Annotated in this window: 15 protein-coding genes and 1 tRNA gene; 10 read left to right on the top strand and 6 right to left on the bottom strand. The window is 69.5% G+C overall.

What is annotated here, in order from left to right; genetic code table 11:
• Positions 1-335: 335 nt before the first annotated feature.
• Positions 336-421, bottom strand: a tRNA-Leu gene (locus AC156L_RS36935).
• Positions 422-538: 117 nt separating this feature from the next.
• Between AC156L_RS36935 and AC156L_RS36930 the strand changes: the two genes are divergently transcribed.
• The 7 genes from AC156L_RS36930 to pknB all read left to right on the top strand — a co-directional run bounded on the left by AC156L_RS36930 (position 539) and on the right by pknB (position 10,125).
• Complete coding sequence (locus tag AC156L_RS36930) at positions 539-1,732, top strand: FHA domain-containing protein (protein WP_330881088.1); 1,194 nt, start codon at positions 539-541, stop codon at positions 1,730-1,732.
• Positions 1,733-1,783: 51 nt separating this feature from the next.
• Positions 1,784-2,245, top strand: coding sequence for an FHA domain-containing protein FhaB/FipA (locus AC156L_RS36925; protein ID WP_106185021.1), 462 nt, complete (start codon positions 1,784-1,786; stop codon positions 2,243-2,245).
• Positions 2,242-3,657: a PP2C family protein-serine/threonine phosphatase gene (locus AC156L_RS36920; protein ID WP_330881092.1), complete on the top strand. Its 1,416-nt coding sequence runs from the start codon at positions 2,242-2,244 to the stop codon at positions 3,655-3,657. Before AC156L_RS36925 ends, AC156L_RS36920 begins: the two co-directional genes overlap by 4 nt.
• A gap of 3 nt (positions 3,658-3,660) precedes the next feature.
• Positions 3,661-5,124 (top strand): FtsW/RodA/SpoVE family cell cycle protein, encoded by a 1,464-nt coding sequence (locus AC156L_RS36915; protein WP_330881094.1) that lies wholly within the window; start codon positions 3,661-3,663, stop codon positions 5,122-5,124.
• Positions 5,121-6,596 (top strand): peptidoglycan D,D-transpeptidase FtsI family protein, encoded by a 1,476-nt coding sequence (locus AC156L_RS36910; RefSeq protein WP_330881096.1) that lies wholly within the window; start codon positions 5,121-5,123, stop codon positions 6,594-6,596. Before AC156L_RS36915 ends, AC156L_RS36910 begins: the two co-directional genes overlap by 4 nt.
• The gene (locus AC156L_RS36905) at positions 6,596-8,044 is read left to right on the top strand and encodes a protein kinase domain-containing protein (RefSeq protein WP_330881098.1); all 1,449 of its coding nucleotides are present in this window, start codon (positions 6,596-6,598) and stop codon (positions 8,042-8,044) included. The genes AC156L_RS36910 and AC156L_RS36905 overlap by 1 nt, the downstream gene beginning before the upstream one ends.
• A gap of 86 nt (positions 8,045-8,130) precedes the next feature.
• Positions 8,131-10,125: a Stk1 family PASTA domain-containing Ser/Thr kinase gene (pknB, locus tag AC156L_RS36900; protein WP_330881100.1), complete on the top strand. Its 1,995-nt coding sequence runs from the start codon at positions 8,131-8,133 to the stop codon at positions 10,123-10,125.
• A 77-nt stretch (positions 10,126-10,202) separates the two neighbouring features.
• Here the strand turns inward: pknB and AC156L_RS36895 are convergent, their stop codons facing one another.
• Positions 10,203-10,847 carry an aminodeoxychorismate/anthranilate synthase component II gene (locus tag AC156L_RS36895; protein WP_330881102.1) on the bottom strand — a complete coding sequence of 215 codons (645 nt, stop codon included), beginning with the start codon at positions 10,845-10,847 and terminating at the stop codon, positions 10,203-10,205.
• 65 nt (positions 10,848-10,912) lie between these two features.
• Between AC156L_RS36895 and AC156L_RS36890 the strand changes: the two genes are divergently transcribed.
• Entirely contained in the window at positions 10,913-12,256 is a 1,344-nt protein-coding gene (locus AC156L_RS36890; RefSeq protein ID WP_330881104.1) for an FAD-dependent oxidoreductase, read from the top strand.
• Positions 12,257-12,305: 49 nt separating this feature from the next.
• Here AC156L_RS36890 and AC156L_RS36885 read toward each other — a convergent pair whose 3' ends face one another.
• Complete coding sequence (locus AC156L_RS36885) at positions 12,306-12,464, bottom strand: hypothetical protein (protein WP_259627569.1); 159 nt, start codon at positions 12,462-12,464, stop codon at positions 12,306-12,308.
• Complete coding sequence (locus AC156L_RS36880; protein ID WP_330881106.1) at positions 12,464-13,381, bottom strand: class E sortase; 918 nt, start codon at positions 13,379-13,381, stop codon at positions 12,464-12,466. The genes AC156L_RS36885 and AC156L_RS36880 overlap by 1 nt, the downstream gene beginning before the upstream one ends.
• 326 nt (positions 13,382-13,707) lie before the next feature.
• Between AC156L_RS36880 and crgA the strand changes: the two genes are divergently transcribed.
• Entirely contained in the window at positions 13,708-13,974 is a 267-nt protein-coding gene (gene crgA / locus AC156L_RS36875) for a cell division protein CrgA (RefSeq protein ID WP_330881108.1), read from the top strand.
• A gap of 242 nt (positions 13,975-14,216) precedes the next feature.
• Positions 14,217-14,651, top strand: a complete 435-nt coding sequence (locus AC156L_RS36870; protein WP_330881110.1) for a PH domain-containing protein — start codon at positions 14,217-14,219, stop codon at positions 14,649-14,651.
• Here the strand turns inward: AC156L_RS36870 and AC156L_RS36865 are convergent.
• Both AC156L_RS36865 and AC156L_RS36860 read right to left on the bottom strand, forming a co-directional pair.
• A complete protein-coding gene (locus AC156L_RS36865; RefSeq protein WP_330881112.1) occupies positions 14,648-15,430 on the bottom strand; it encodes a rhomboid family intramembrane serine protease in 783 nt (260 codons plus the stop codon). The genes AC156L_RS36870 and AC156L_RS36865 overlap by 4 nt on opposite strands.
• Before the next feature lie 114 nt (positions 15,431-15,544).
• Complete coding sequence (locus AC156L_RS36860; protein WP_484407694.1) at positions 15,545-16,078, bottom strand: peptidylprolyl isomerase; 534 nt, start codon at positions 16,076-16,078, stop codon at positions 15,545-15,547.
• Between the last annotated feature and the right edge of the window lie 80 nt (positions 16,079-16,158).

Below are 16,158 nucleotides of genomic sequence, written 5' to 3'. Positions count from 1 at the left end.
GATCGACGGCGCCGAGCGGTCGGTAACCGGTCGGCGACCGGTGGGGCGACTTCGGTCCGGCGGTGCTGCCGTCTGGGTGACCCCGGTGGTCCGCGAGACCCCGAAGACTGCTCAGCGTGTGCGTCGCTCGCCTGGAACGACCGCCGGACCGGGGCCGCCGACCGGCCCGACCACCACACCGCCGACCGCTCGCCGCGCGAAATCGACCGACCGCCCCCGAGCCGCCACGTTCGGCCGCGGCTGTGCGGGTGACAGACATCACGCGACCGCCGGCGGCGAAAAGACGGAAAAACCATGAAGTCCCACCCACGACCGTGGATGGGACTTCATGGTTTTGGTGGGCGAGGGGGGAGTTGAACCCCCACGTCCTTTCGGACACACGGACCTGAACCGTGCGCGTCTGCCATTCCGCCACTCGCCCGGAGCGACGTGGTGAACACTAGCACGCCCTCTGGACGGGTTACCAATTGGCCCGTGTCCCACCACGTCAGCCCGGATACGATCGGGGTCGGAGTCAACCGAGTCGGAGGGTGTTGCCGTGGGCCTCGTACAGCGCTTCGAGCGCCGTCTCGAAGGCATGGTCGGAAATACCTTTGCGCGCGTGTTCGGCGGCAGCGTCGTCCCGCAGGAAGTAGCGCAGGCGCTTCAGCGTGAGGCCGAGAGCAACATCCGCGAGCTCGCGGGTGGCAGACTTCTCGCGCCGAACCACTATGTGGTCCTGCTCGGCCCGCAGGACCACGATCGGCTTGCCGGTGACGGGCAGGATGAACTACGCATCACCCAGCTCCTCGGGGACTCCCTCGGAGAGCACCTGGCCGAGTTTGGGTGGGATACCTATGGTGACGTCGTAGTCTCCCTGGAGCGCTCCGACGCGCTGCACACCGGACAGTTCCGAACCAGCTCGTCCGTCGACCCCGATGTGAAAGTTGCCAGCCGACGGTCAGCACCACCTCGCACCGCAGGAGACCGATCCATGAGCCAGCCTCCCGGCTACGGACAAGGACAGGGCCAGCCCGGCCACGACCCCTATGGGCAGGGCGGTTACGGCCAACAACCGCCGCAGCCCGGCTACGACCAGGGCTACGGCCAGCAGCCGCAGCAGGGTTACGACCAGGGTTACGGCCAGCAGGGCTACGACCAGGGCTACGGCCAGCAGCCCGCGCAGGGCTACGACCAGGGTTACGGGCAGCAGCCCGCGCCCGGTGGTTACGACCAGGGCTACGGCCAGCAGCCCCAGGGGTACGACCAGGGCTACGGGCAGCAGCCCGCCCCCGGTGGTTACGACCAGGGCTACGGGCAGCAGCCCGCACAGGGCTACGACCAGGGTTACGGCCAGCAGGGCTACGACCAGGGTTACGGCCAGGGCGGCTACGGCCAGCAGGGCGGCTACCAGGACCCGGCGGCGGGCTACGCGCCCCCGGCCGTGCAGTCCGGGCCCCGCACGCTGAACGCCACGCTGCACCTGGACGACGGCTCGAACCGCACGTATCCCCTGAAACAGGGGGGCAACGTGGTCGGTCGCGGGCAGGAAGCGGACTTCCGCCTACCCGACACCGGGGTCTCCAGGAGGCACCTGGAGATCACGTGGGATGGGCAGAGTGCAATGCTCGCGGATCTCGGTTCGACCAACGGCACGACGGTGAACGGCACTCCAGTGCAAACTTGGCAGCTCGCGGAAGGCGATGTCGTCCGCATCGGCCACTCCTCACTGGTGTTCCGCACGCAAGGCTGAGGTCGATACGGGCGTCGGTGACAGCACTCAAGGCAGGAGCGGTTACAACCGGTGCCAGAGCTGGTGATGCAGCTGACCAGAGCAGGTTTCCTCGTCCTGCTGTGGTTGTTCGTGCTGGCCGCACTTAGGGTGGTCCGCTCCGATCTCTACGCTGCCTCGGGATTGCGGGTCTCAGTGCCCGGCTTCCGAAGAAACGCGGACAAGGCCGCCAAGGGGAACAAGGCCCCCCGGCAACTCGTGGTCACTCACGGGGCGCTGACGGGTACCCGGATCTCCCTTGACGGCAGGCCGATCCTGATCGGCCGCGCAGACGATTCGACGCTCGTGCTGGACGACGACTTCGCGTCGACCAGGCACGCGCGCATCTCGCTGCGCGGCACTGACTGGTACGTGGAAGACCTAGGCTCCACGAACGGCACCTACCTAGACCGGGCGAAGGTCACGGCACCCCTCCGGGTCCCGCTCGGCTCTCCGATCCGAATCGGCAAAACGGTGATCGAGCTGCGCTCATGACCCTCGTCCTCCGATATGCGGCCCGCAGCGACCGGGGCCTGGTGCGCAACAACAACCAGGACTCCGTGTACGCGGGCCCACGCCTGCTCGCACTCGCCGACGGCATGGGTGGCCATGCCGCCGGTGAAGTCGCGAGCAAGGTAGTCATCGCCGCCCTGGCCCCGCTGGACGACGACGAGCCGAGCGACGACCTGCTCGGCCAGTTGCGCGAAGCGGTCATCGCGGGCAACGGCGCCATCTCCGAACTCGTCGCCAGCGACCCCGACCTGGACGGCATGGGCACGACGCTCACAGCCGTCCTGTTCGCGGGGAGCAGGCTGGGGATGGCCCACATCGGCGACTCGCGTGCCTACATGATGCGCAACGGCGCGTTCTCGCAGATCACGCACGACGACACGTTCGTCCAGTCGTTGATCGACGAAGGCCGGATCACCGAGGAGGAAGCGGCGACGCACCCGCAGCGGTCACTGCTGCTGCGCGCGCTGACCGGCCACGAGGTGGAACCCCGCCTCATGGTCCGCGAAGCGCGTCCGGGCGACCGCTACCTGCTCTGCTCGGACGGCCTCTCCGGTGTGGTCAGCCTGGAGACGCTCGACGAGGCGATCCGCATCCCCGACCCGCAGGCGTGCGCCGACCGGATGATCGAGTTGGCGCTCAAGGGCGGTGGGCCGGACAACGTGACGGTCATCGTCGCCGACGTCGCCGACATCGACTTCGGCGACGACGCGCCGATCATCGGCGGGGCCGCCGGTGACGGCAGCGCCGATCCCCCGCCACCGGACTCCCCCGCCTCGCGGGCGAGTTCGATCACCGGTCCGCGGCCGATCCCGCAGCGGGCCGAGGCACCGCCACCACCACCGGACCCCAAGATCAAGCGGCGACGCAGGGTCAAGGCGGTCCTGCTGGTGTTCTTCCTGCTGCTGCTGGTCGCGGCCGCGGGCCTGGGCACCCGGTGGTGGGTGATGCGCCAGTACTACATCGGCGCCACGGAGGACGGCCAGGTGTCGATCTTCCGCGGTGTGAGCGGCAGCTTCCTCGGCGTCGCGCTGCACACGTTCGCCGAGGGGTCGTGCCCGCCCGGCTCCGAGGCCGCGTGCGAGCCGATCACGATCAACGACCTCCGGGTGTCGTCGCGCGACGTCGTGCGCAACGGCATCACGAAGGACGGGCTGGAGGAGGCTCGGGAGGGCATCCGCAAGCTCCGCACGGAGCAGGTGCTGCCCCCGTGCGCGGACACCACGAAGCCCTCGACGACCGTGACGACGACCACACCGCCCACGAGCACGACCACACCGCTGTCGGGCACGAGCACGACCACCGAGCCGACCCCGGCGGCGACCAGTTCGGACGCCACTCCACTGCAGTCGCCCTCGCAGACGCCGGGCACGGACTGCCGACGGAAGGGCCAGTAGTCGATGGGTTCGCCGGCTCCTACCGGGGAGGCGCCGCTCGCAGCGGCGACCAGCACGTCGCCGGGCTTGAGGCCGCCCACGAGGCGGGGTACCGAACTCGTCATGCTCGGGTTCGCCTCGGCCCTGGTGACGGCCGCCCTGATCCTGGTGGAGGCGAACCAGGAGCAGGCCCTGACGATGCAGATCGTCTACTACGGCTTGGCCTACATGGGGTTGTTCGCGGTAGCGCACCTCGCGGTTCGGAAGTGGGCCCCGTACGCGGACCCGATCATCCTGCCGTGCGTCGCGCTGCTCAACGGCCTCGGCCTGGTGATGATCCACCGGATCGACCTCGCGAACGAGGGCAAGGTGTTCCAGGGCGAGCTGTACTCGGCGAAGGCCCCCAAGCAGGTGCTGTGGACGGCCGTCGCGCTGGTGCTGTTCGCGCTGGTGCTGAAGTTCGTCAAGGACCACCGGACGCTGGCCAAGTACGGCTACACCGCCGGTCTGGTCGGCCTGGTCGCGCTGATCCTGCCCGGCATCCTGCCGGGCTTCATCGCGCCGGAGATCAACGGCGCGAAGATCTGGCTGACGTTCGGGGCGTTCTCGATCCAGCCGGGTGAGTTCGCGAAGATCCTGCTGATGGTCTTCTTCGCGGCCTTCCTCGTCTCCAAGCGCGACCTGTTCACCGCCGCGGGCAGGCGGTTCCTCGGTCTCGACCTGCCGAGGGCCCGCGACCTCGGTCCGCTGGTCGCCGCGTGGGCGGTCGGCGTGAGCATCATGGTGCTCCAGAAGGACCTCGGCAGCTCGCTGCTGTTCTTCGGCATCGTGCTGGTGCTGCTCTACGTGGCCACCGAGCGCGCGGCGTGGGTCGTGATCGGCCTCGTGCTGTTCTCCGGCGGTGCGATCGTGGCGTGGAAGCTGTTCAACCACGTGCAGCAGCGCGTGTCGAACTGGCTGGACCCGTTGGCGACCTACGACCTGCCCGGCGGCGGCTACCAGATCGCCCAGTCGCTGTTCGGGCTCGGCACCGGCGGGATCTTCGGCGCCGGTCTCGGCGCGGGCAGGCCGGACCTGATCCCCGAGGCGAACACGGACTTCATCACGTCCGCCATCGGCGAGGAGCTCGGCTTCGTCGGCCTGTCGGCGATGCTGCTGATCTACATGGTGTTCTCGCTGCGCGGCCTGCGCAGCGCCATCGCCGTGCGCGACAGCTTCGGCAAGCTCCTCGGCGGCGGTCTCAGCTTCGCGCTGTGCTTCCAGGTCTTCATCGTGGTCGGCGGTGTCACCAAGCTGATCCCGATGACCGGTATCACCGCACCCTTCCTGTCCTACGGCGGCTCGTCGCTGCTGGCCAACTACGTCCTCGTCGCGCTGTTGCTGCGCATCTCGGACGCGGCGCGCGGTCCGAAGGTCGTGCCGAAGCCGAAGCCGCAGCAGCCCGCCATCGCGGACCAGTACACAGTCATGGTGGAGCGTCCGAAATGAACACACCGCTCCGCCGCGTCGGCATCGCCATGATGGTGATGATCCTGCTGCTCATGGGCAACGCGACGTACGTGCAGGTGATCAAGGCGGACGACTACCGCAAGGACGACCACAACCGTCAGCGCGTCCTGCTCAACGAGTACTCCCGCGAGCGCGGTCAGATCATCGCGAGCGACGGCACCCCTCTGGCGAACGTCAAGAGCACCGACGACACGTACCGCTACCAGCGGGTCTACGCCAACGGTCCGGCGTACGCGCCGGTCACCGGCTACTACTCGCTGATCTACGGCAGCGGCGGCGTCGAGCGGGTCGAGGACGACCTGCTGAACGGCTCGGACGACCGGCTGTTCGCGCGCAGGCTGTCCGACGTGATCACCGGTCGCGACCCCAAGGGCGCCAGCATCCAGCTCACGGTCGACCCGAAGGTCCAGCAGGCGGCGTTCGACTCGATGACCAACGCCGGGTTCACCGGTTCGGTGGTCGCGCTCAACCCGCAGACCGGGGCCATCCTCGGGATGGTGAGCACCCCCTCCTACGACCCGAACCGGCTCGCGAGCCACGACGGCGAAGAGCAGGAGGCGGCGTGGCAGGAGTACACCGCCGAGGACGGCCCCCAGCCGACGATGAACCGCGCGGTGCAGGCCATCTACCCGCCCGGTTCGACCTGGAAGGTCGTCGTGTCGGCGGCGGCGCTGGAGGACGGCAGGACCAAGGACACGCAGCTCACCGCCGCGGGCTCGATCACGCTGCCGAACACGAACACGCCGCTGCCGAACTTCAACGAGACGCCCTGCGGCGGCGGCGCGACCGCGTCGCTGGAGGAGGCGCTCGCGCGGTCGTGCAACACCGCGTTCGCCGAGCTGGCGGGCGAACTCGGCGAGGCCAAGCTCACCAAGCAGGCCGAGAAGTTCGGCATGAACGACAAGAGCCTGACGATGCCGCTGGCCGTGGCGCCGTCCTCGTACGGCCCGGTGCCGGACAAGGCCGCGCTGTTCCAGAGCGGCATCGGCCAGCGCGTGGTCGAGATGACCCCGATGGAGAACGCGGTCATCGCCGCGACCATCGCCAACGGCGGTGTGCGGATGAAGCCGTACCTGGTCCAGAAGCTGATCGCCCCCGACCTGGAGGTCATCGAGGAGACCGAGCCGGACGAGGTGGAGGACGCGATCAGCGCGAACACCGCCAACACCCTGCGCGACATGATGCTCAAGTCGGAGGCGAACACCGGCGGTGAGGGCAGGCTCAGCGGCGTGAACATCGCGTCGAAGACCGGTACCGCCGAGCACGGCGTCGACCCGAGCAAGGTCGCGCCGCACGCCTGGTACATCGCGTTCGCGCCCGCCGAGAAGCCGACCATCGCCGTCGCGGTGATCGTCGAGAACGGTGGCAACCGCGGTCTGGGCGCGACCGGCGGCAAGGTCGCCGCCCCCGTCGGCAGGGCGGTCATCGGCGCCTACCTGGCTGGCCGCTGATGCTCATCACCGGCCAGCTCCTCGCCGAGCGGTACCGCCTCACCAGGCGGATCGCCGTCGGCGGCATGGGCGAGGTCTGGGAGGCCGAGGACACCAGGCTCGACCGCAACGTCGCGGTCAAGGTGCTCAAGGCCGACCTCAGCGGGGACGCGGAGTTCCTCACGCGCTTCCGCATCGAGGCGCGGACGACCGCGTCGCTGAACCACCCCGGCATCGCCGCGGTGCACGACTACGGCGAGACCGCGTCGATGCCGGACGGGCCGGAGGACACGGCCTACCTGGTGATGGAACTGGTCGAGGGCGAGCCGCTGGCCGCGATCATCGCGCGCGGCAGGCTGACCGTCGACCGCACGCTGGACGTGCTCCAGCAGGCGGGGACGGCGTTGCAGGCGGCGCACGAGCGCGGGCTGGTGCACCGCGACGTGAAGCCGGGCAACATCCTGGTGACCCCCACCGGCAAGGTGAAGATCACCGACTTCGGGATCGCGAAGGCGGCCGACGCGGCGCCCGTGACCCGCAACGGCATGGTGATGGGCACCGCCCACTACATCGCGCCCGAGCAGGCGCTCGGCCACGACGCCGAACCGGCGAGCGACGTGTACGCGCTGGCCGTGTGCGGCTACGAGTGCCTGACCGGGCACCGGCCGTTCCGGTCGGAGAACGCGGTCACGGTCGCGATGATGCACATCCGCGACATCGCGCCGCCGCTGCCGCCGGACGTGCCGGGCGGTCCGCGGGCGTTGATCGAGGCCACGCTGGTCAAGGACCCCCGGAAGCGCTACCGCAACGGCGGCGAGTTCGCCGAGGCGGTCGGCGCCGTGCGGGCGGGCAGGCCGCTGCCGACCCCGTCCGGCCTGGCCATGGCCACGGGCCCGGTGATGACGCACCCAGGGCTCCAGATGTCGCACCCGTCCTCGCAGCCGGGGTTCCCGCCCGTCCAACCCGGTATGCCGTCCGGTCAACATCCCGTCCCGCACAACACTCCGCACACGGGTAATTTCCGTCCGTTGCCGAATCCGCCGCGGCCTCAGGGGAAAGCGAGGGCCGTTTTGTGGGTTATGGTCGGTCTCCTGGTCGTGGCGCTGATCGTGTTGGGGATCTTCGTGCTGCGTGCGGTGTTGCAGGACGGCGACGATGCCGTGTCGGGTCAGCAGAGCACCACCGGCGCTCGTCCCGCGCAGGACAACCAGCCGAGCGCGGCGGGTGACCTGGGCCCCACGGACAAGATCCCCGGCACACCGGTGGTCCGGATCGAGAAGTCGGACTACCTGGACCTGCCGGTGAACGAGGCGACGGAGAAGCTCGCGGGCTACGGCCTGCAACCCGAGTCGCAGACGAGCCAGGGTGGTCAGCCCAGGGAGCAGAACCGGTGCATGGTGTCCGACGTGTCGCCGGTGGGTGAGGTTGCGATCGGCTCACGGGTGAGGGTCACCTGTGTGCCTACGTGAACGGAACGGGCCAGGCTGGGCGAGCACGAAACCGAACTGCTAGACACGATGGTTAGACCGTTGACGAGGAGCGGGACGACGCACTGATGAGCACTCCGCGACTGCTCTCCAACCGCTACGAACTGGGTGAGACCCTCGGCTACGGCGGTATGTCGGAGGTCCACAAGGGCCGCGACGTACGGCTCGGCCGGGACGTGGCGATCAAGGTGCTTCGAGCCGACCTAGCCCGTGACAAGACCTTCCAGGAACGCTTCCGCCGCGAGGCCCAGAACTCCGCGGCGCTGAACCACCCGGCGATCGTGGCGGTCTACGACACGGGCGAGACCCAGACGGAGTACGGGCCGCTGCCGTACATCGTCATGGAGTACGTCGACGGCCGGACGCTGCGCGACATGGTGAAGACGCAGGGCCCGCTGTCGGGCAAGCGCGCCATGGAGGTCATGGCCGACGTGTCGGCGGCGCTGGACTTCAGCCACCGGCACGGCATCGTGCACCGCGACGTGAAGCCCGCGAACGTCATGATCACGCGATCCGGCGCGGTGAAGGTGATGGACTTCGGCATCGCCCGCGCCGTGCACGACGGCCAGGCCGCCGTGACGCAGACCGCCGCGGTGATAGGCACCGCCCAGTACCTCTCGCCCGAGCAGGCGCGCGGCGAGGCGGTCGACGGCCGCTCCGACGTGTACGCGTCGGGCTGCGTGCTGTTCGAGCTGCTCACCGGCGAGCCGCCGTTCACCGGCGACTCCCCCGTGGCCGTGGCCTACCAGCACGTGCGGGAGGACCCGAAGCCCCCGTCGTCGCTGAACCCGAACGTGACGCCCGCGCTCGACGCCATCGTGCTCAAGGCGATGGCGAAGGGCCCGGCGAACCGCTACCAGTCGGCCGCCGAGATGCGCGCGGACCTGGTGCGCGTGCTGTCCGGCCAGCGCCCGTCGGCACCCGCCGTGATGACGCCCGAGGACCGCACCGCGGTGCTCAACCAGACGCCGCGCACCGAGGTCGTCTCGTCCGGCCGCCACCGCCCGTCGGCGCTGCGCGACGAGCAGAACGAGTACGACCCGCTGGCCGAGGAGGACGCCGAGCGCCGGGCGAAGCGCAAGAAGGCGACCATGGTCACCCTGGTCGTGCTGCTGTGCATCGCCGTGATCGCGCTGGCCGCGTGGATCACGTCGAGCCTGATCGGCGACGACAGCAGCGCGGGCACGGAGAAGGTGCCGGTGCCCGGTGTGACGGGCAAGACGCTGACGGCCGCGAAGGCGAGCCTGGAGGAGGTCGACCTCAAGTACAAGATCGACCCGGTGCCGTGCCAGCCCGGTGAGAACGGCGCCACGCCGCGCTGCACCGCCGACGACATCGACAAGGTCTTCGCGATCGACCCGGCCGCGGGCACGTCGGTGCCGAAGTACACCGAGATCACCCTGACCTACGGCACCAGCCCGGACCAGGTCGCCGTTCCGGACGTGATGGGCCTGACCCCGCAGGACGCGCAGGCGAAGTTGACCGCCGACGGCTGGGGCTTCGTCCAGGGGCAGGACACCGTCGAGGTGGAGGACCCGAACAAGGTCGGCAAGGTCGCCCAGCAGAACCCCCAGGCCGGGGTGAAGGCGGCCAAGGGCGCCCCGATCACGGTCCTGCTCGGCAAGGGACCGGACACCGTGCAGCTCGCCGACGTGACCGGGCAGAGCATCGAGGACGCGACGGCCACCCTCGAAGGCGCCGGGTTCAAGGTGAACTCGAAGGAAGCCGACAGCCCGGAGGAGCAGGGCCAGGTGCTGACCCAGAGCCCGAACCCCGGCCGGGTCGCCAAGGGTTCGACGATCACGCTGACGGTGTCGAAGGGCAACCAGATCGCGATGCCCGACATCACCGGGCTGACGGTGGACCAGGCCAAGTCCAAGCTGAACCAGCAGGGCTGGAACGGCGAGCTGACCATCACGGACAAGCCTGCCGTCTCGGACATCAGCAAGAACGGCAAGATCCAGTCGCAGGACCCGAAGGCGGGTGCCGCGATCACCAAGAACCAGCGGATCAACATCACCGTGGCCGACTTCAAGGTGGGCGGCGGACCGCCCACCACCTAGCTTCGGACTACCGCACGAGAAGGCCCCCGCAGCGCTCGCCGCGGGGGCCTTCTCGTGCGTTCGGGGTTCGTCGGGCGCTAGGCCTTGCTCGCTGCCGAGGCGAGCGCGCGCATCCCGTTCTCCAGGGTGGCGACGGTCGACTCGGGCACCTCGTGGCCGCACACGGCGAGCCAGTTGGCCAGCATCCGGTGGCCGCCGTCGGTGAGCACGGACTCCGGGTGGAACTGGACGCCCTCGACCGGCAGCTCGCGGTGCCGCATGCCCATGACGATCCCGGTGTCGGTCTCGGCCGTCACCTCGAACTCGGCGGGGATCGTGTCGGGCAGCACGGTCAGCGAGTGGTACCGGGTGGCCGTGAACGGGTTCGGCACGCCCTTGAGCACGCCTTTCCCGGTGTGGTGCACCACACTGGTCTTCCCGTGGAGCAGCTCGGGGGCGAGGTCGACGGTGCCGCCCCACACCGCGCCGATGGCCTGGTGGCCGAGGCAGACGCCGAGCACGGGGACGCCGTTGGCGGCGCAGTGCCGGATGACGTCCATGCTCGCACCCGCCTTGTCGGGGGTGCTGGGACCAGGGCTGACGAGGACTCCGCCGACGGTGCCGACCTCGGCGAGGTCCACCTCGTCGTTGCGTCGGACGACGCACTCCACACCGAGCTGGGCCAGGTACTGGACCAGGTTGTAGACGAAGCTGTCGTAGTTGTCGACCACGAGCACGCGCATTCCCACAGCGTAGCCGTGACAATGCTCTCGTCAGAAGTGAGGTAAGGCTCACCTAAACTAAACTCATGAGCCGTTCTCTGCGAGTTGCGATCGTCGGCGCGGGCCCGGCGGGCATCTACGCCGCCGACACCCTGACCAAGTCCGACACCGACGTGAGCATCGACCTGTTCGAGCGGCTGCCCGCCCCCTACGGCCTCATCCGCTACGGCGTCGCCCCCGACCACCCCAGGATCAAGGGCATCGTCAGCGCCCTGCACCGGGTGCTCGACCGCCCGCAGGTCCGCCTGTTCGGCAACGTCGAGTACGGCGTCGACCTGAAGCTGGGCGACCTGCGCGAGTTCTACGACGCGGTGATCTTCTCCACCGGCGCCGAGAAGGACCGCGACCTCGACATCCCCGGCATCGACCAGCAGGGCAGCTTCGGCGCGGCCGACTTCGTCTCCTGGTACGACGGCCACCCCGAGGTCTCCCGCACCTGGCCCCTGACCGCGTCCAGCGTGGCCGTGCTCGGCGTCGGCAACGTCGCCATCGACGTCGCCCGCATCCTGGCGAAGACCGCGGACGAACTCCTCACCACCGACATCCCGGACAACGTCTACCAGGGCCTCAAGTCCAGCCCGGTGACCGACGTCCACGTCTTCGGCCGTCGAGGGCCCGCCCAGGCCAAGTTCACGCCGCTGGAGCTGCGCGAGCTGGACCACTCCCCCAACGTCGAGGTGGTCGTCCACCCCGAGGGGATCGAGTTCTGCGCCGCCAGCATGGCGCTGATCAGGTCGAACAAGCAGGTCGAGATGGTCGTGAAGACCCTCCAGGAGTGGGCGATCCGCGACCAGGGCACCCGCCCCCGCAGGCTGCACCTGCACTTCCTCCAGGCACCCGTCGAGGTGCTGGGCGACGGCGAGGTCACCGGTCTGCGCACCGAGACGATGGAGCTCACGGGCGACGGCGGCGTGCGGGGCACCGGCGAGTTCACCGACTGGCCGGTGCAGGCGGTCTACCGCGCGGTCGGCTACCTCAGCACCCACCTGGCGGAGCTGCCGTTCGACCACACGACGGGCACGGTGCCGCACCAGGCGGGCCGCGTGCTCGACATCGACGACCAGACCGTGCCGGGCGTCTACGTCACCGGCTGGATCAAGCGCGGCCCGGTCGGCCTGATCGGCCACACCAAGGGCGACGCCCTGGAGACCGTGACCAGCCTGCTCGCGGACGCGCCGCTGCTGTCCGGCGCCGACCAGCCGGACCCCGAGGCGGTCGTGCGGTTCCTCGACCAGCGGGGCATCCGCTACACCACGTTCGACGGCTGGAAGCGGCTCGACGAGCACGAGATCGGTCTTGGCGCGGCCGGGGGACGGGACCGGGTGAAGGTCGTCGACCGGCACACGATGGTGTCCGTGTCCCGCGGCTGAGCCCGCGAAGGCCGGGGGCCTCCCGCGACCGCGGGAGGCGCCCGGTCGTCTACGACGGGGTCGTGACGTTGTTGAACGGCAGCAGCGGCTCGGCCCACGGGAACACCACGAACATCAGCAGCGCGATGATCCCGAGCGCCAGGACGAGGGCCTCCACCACGCGAACCGGCGTGGGCCCCGGCAGGTGGCGCCAGATCCAGCCGTACATCACTGCTCCTTCAGTTCCGGCGGCAGGAAGCCGTTGGCCTTCGGGTAGTTCATCGTCAGCACCGCGTGCACGATCAGCCGCTGCTTGTCGGAGAACCGCGGGTGGCACGTGGTCAGGGTCATCAGCGCCGCCTGCTGCGCGGCGGGCAGCTCACCGGTGAAGTGCGGCACCGGGCTGATCACCTCGCCCTGCTGCGGCGTCACGATCTCCTGGCCGACGGTCTTGGCGTACGGGCTGCCCGCGGGGTTCGACTGGTCCTTCAGCGGCGCGACCTTCGCGCACTTCGGGTTCTTCGCCTTGCCCTCGGCCCAGCCCGCTTCCTCGCCCGACGTCGGCAGCATCCGGTAGACGACCCAGTTGGTCTGCGTCTCCACCACGATCGCGTCGCACGACGACAGCAGGTCGAGGTCGTTGAACGGGGCGCCCTTGCCGACGCGGTGCCCGGCCACGGCGAAGTTGCCGGGGTTGCCGGGCAGCGCGGTGCCGACGTAGTGGCCCGGCCCGACCTCCAGGTGCTTGTCGGTCGTGCCCTCGACGATCGAGAACTTGTAGTCGGGGCCGAACGCCGGGATGTACATCTTGGCGAAGGCCTTGCCCTCGATCAGGTCGTACTGGACCTGGCGCTGCGGGTCGACCGGCGCGACGGTGTTCGACTCGTTCCACTGGTCGTCCAGCGCCGTGGTCGCCTCGTCCTGCTTGCCCGCCGAGATGAGGTCCGTGACGTAGACCTCGTAGACGACGAACAGCAGGATGACCAGACCGGCCGTGATCATCAGTTCGCCGAAGCCGCGCACGGCCTTGCGCCCTAGTCCGTCCGGCGGTGCCGGGCGGGGGATCTTGACCGTTTCAGGCTCGGCGACTGGGGGCACGTCCTCGTGGACGGCGATCTTGGGGATGACCTCCGTCGCGCTCTCCACCGGGCGCGGTCGGGGCGGTGGTCGACGGGGGTGCGGCGGCGGCCCCTGCGGTGCCACAGGGCGCTGACCAGGGGCGGGCCTGCCACGAAAGGGCTCCTGAGAGGCCGGGAAGGGCCTGGGGCGGGGCGCGTGTGGCGGCTGGCCCGGACGGCCGCGTGGCGGCGGTGGCGGGTCGTAGCTCACCGAGAAACCTCCCGAGCCGATGTGAATGCGAAAGACGCGGATCCGCAGAGCACTTCGCGGACCTGCCCGGTTACGTTAACGTGTTCCTCCAGCAGTGGACGTAAACTCGCGCCACTGGAGGCAATACACCAGGCGAGGACAGAATGCCGAAGTCCAAGGTCCGAAAGAAGGCCGTTTACACCGCGCCTGCCGATCGCCGCACGCCGGTGAAGGTCAAGGCAGCCGGGCCTTCGCACCCCCTCTACATCGCCGTCATGCTGGGCGTGATGCTGCTCGGTCTGGCATGGCTGGTCGTCAACTACATCGCCGGTGACAAGATCCCGGTGATGATGGACCTGGGGTCCTGGAACTTCGGCATCGGCTTCGCGCTGATGATCGTGGGTCTGCTCATGACCATGAAGTGGCGCTGACCACACCTCCTCCCGCGTTCCCGCGCCAGCCCGGACCTGACCCGTCCGGGCTGGCGTGCGTTCGCGGCCGTTCACGGGGTGTCATCACCCGGTGAGGTGACCACCGGTCCCGAAGTAATCCCCATTGGGGACAACCCCTGTGGACAACTTTGCGCCATTTTGCACAAGCCCCCGGTAGCGGGCTCCAGTTGTCCACAGGTTCCTGACCGGAGATGTACCACCCGTGCGGGACACTCGACCGCGTGACACCACTGCCGTCGGCCGAGCCGACCACCCGTAGTTGGGCCCCGCTACCCGGCGTCGTCGCCCTGGCCTGGGGATTGGCCGCCGTCGCCCTCGTCGCCGCCCTGCTGGCGGACGAGAACACCACCCGCCTGCTGATGGGCGTGGCGGCCGTGCTGGGCGTCGCGCTGGGTACCTACGGGGCGGTCGTGCGCCCCCGGCTGCGTGTGGACGACTCGGGGCTGCACGTGCGGACGGTGACCGGTGTGCACGACTTCCCGTGGCACGAGGTCAAGATCCGACCGGTGCGGACGCGCAGGCTCGGCCGCGAGTCGCACAGCCTCGAACTGGACTGGGAGCGCGGCGAGGACGAGCACCTGGTCGTGCTGACGTGGCTGGACCTCGGCGCCGACCCGAGGGACGTCGCCGAGGTCCTGCACGCGTTGCGGCCCTAGAGGCCGAGCCGGGCCGTGCCCACGAGCACCAGGCCGATCAGCACCAGTGTCGTGGCGGCGACCAGGGCTCCCTGCCACAGGTCACGGCGTTCCCGCGGCGCGTAGATCAGGCCTGCGGCCAGTCCCGCGCCGACGACCAGGCCACCGAGGTGGCCGACCAGGGAGATGCCGGGGAGCGTGAAGCTGAGGACCACGTTCAGACCGATGACGGCCAGGGCGGTGCCGGGGTTGAGCTTGAGCTTCAGCACCGCCACGAGCATCGCGCCCATCAGGCCGTACACGGCCGTCGAGGCGCCCGCGGTCAACGCGTTCGGCGAGCCGAACAGGTAGACCGCGACGTTGCCGCCGAACATGGACACCAGGTAGAGGGCCAGGAACCGCACCCGCCCGAAGGCGGGTTCGAGGTCCCGGCCCAGCACGTACAGCGCGAGCATGTTGAACACGATGTGCGTCGGCCCGTAGTGCAGGAAGCCCGCTCCGAGCAACCTCCACCACTCGCCGAGCACGGCGACGCCCTCGGGCCAGAGCACGAAGGCCGAGAACACCTCGGACCGCTGGTTGTTCACCGCGCTCCCCGCCTGGACGGCGGTGAGCACGAACATGAGCACGTTGACGACGATCAGGACCGGCATCACCAGCGGACGCGTGCCCACCTCCGCACCCACGAAGGTGCGGGCACGGCGGACCGTGCCCTGCGCCTCGCGGATGCAGTCGACGCACTGGTACCCGACCGACGCGTCGCGGAGGCACTCCGGACACGCCGGTCGCTCGCACCGCACGCAGCGCAGCCTGGTCTGCCGATCGGGGTGTCGCACGCAGACCGGGACTTCCGGCTGCGCACCGATCGGCTCACCAGGCGGCGGAGGAACTGCCGAATTGCTCACCGGAACGGGTCAGTACCGCTCGATGGCCACGGACTCGATCACCACGTCGGTCGCGGGACGGTCGCCCGCGAGGGTCGGCGCGGCACCGATCTTGTCCACCACCTGCTGCGACTCGGTGTCGGCCACCTCGCCGAAGATGGTGTGCTTGAAGTTGAGCCACGTCGTCGGGCCCACGGTGATGAAGAACTGGGAGCCGTTGGTGTTCGGCCCGGCGTTTGCCATCGCCAGCAGGTACGGCTTCGTGAACTGGAGCTCGGGGTGGAACTCGTCGCCGAACTGGTAGCCGGGCCCGCCGAAGCCCTGACCGAGCGGGTCACCGCCCTGGATCATGAAGCCGGCGATGATCCGGTGGAAGATCGTGCCGTCGTAGAGCGGTTCGGTGGTCTTCTGGCGCGTCTCGGGGTGCGTCCACTCACGGGCGCCCTCGGCGAGGTCGGCGAAGTTGGCGACCGTCTTGGGCGCGTGGTCCGGAAACAGGTCGACGGTGATGTCGCCGTGGTTGGTGTGCAGCACCGCGCGGCGGGCGGGAGTCGATTCAGTCACCCCTCCACTCTGCCACCGGGATCGAGCGCCCGCTTCGACCTGCCACCCGACCGCGGTTCGGTCTAGGTTCCGGCCGAGAC

Source organism: Umezawaea sp., assembly GCF_057122925.1.
The sequence above is the reverse complement of the archived record's forward strand: the minus strand, read 5'-3'. Positions and strand labels throughout refer to the sequence as shown.

Coding starts and splice junctions, on each gene's coding strand:
- AC156L_RS36920 (WP_330881092.1), top strand. CDS start 2,242: ATGACCCTCGTCCTCCGATATGCGGCCCGCAGCGACCGGGGCCTGGTG.
- AC156L_RS36915 (WP_330881094.1), top strand. CDS start 3,661: ATGGGTTCGCCGGCTCCTACCGGGGAGGCGCCGCTCGCAGCGGCGACC.
- AC156L_RS36910 (WP_330881096.1), top strand. CDS start 5,121: ATGAACACACCGCTCCGCCGCGTCGGCATCGCCATGATGGTGATGATC.
- AC156L_RS36905 (WP_330881098.1), top strand. CDS start 6,596: ATGCTCATCACCGGCCAGCTCCTCGCCGAGCGGTACCGCCTCACCAGG.
- pknB (WP_330881100.1), top strand. CDS start 8,131: ATGAGCACTCCGCGACTGCTCTCCAACCGCTACGAACTGGGTGAGACC.
- AC156L_RS36895 (WP_330881102.1), bottom strand. CDS start 10,847: ATGCGCGTGCTCGTGGTCGACAACTACGACAGCTTCGTCTACAACCTG.
- AC156L_RS36890 (WP_330881104.1), top strand. CDS start 10,913: ATGAGCCGTTCTCTGCGAGTTGCGATCGTCGGCGCGGGCCCGGCGGGC.
- AC156L_RS36885 (WP_259627569.1), bottom strand. CDS start 12,464: ATGTACGGCTGGATCTGGCGCCACCTGCCGGGGCCCACGCCGGTTCGC.
- crgA (WP_330881108.1), top strand. CDS start 13,708: ATGCCGAAGTCCAAGGTCCGAAAGAAGGCCGTTTACACCGCGCCTGCC.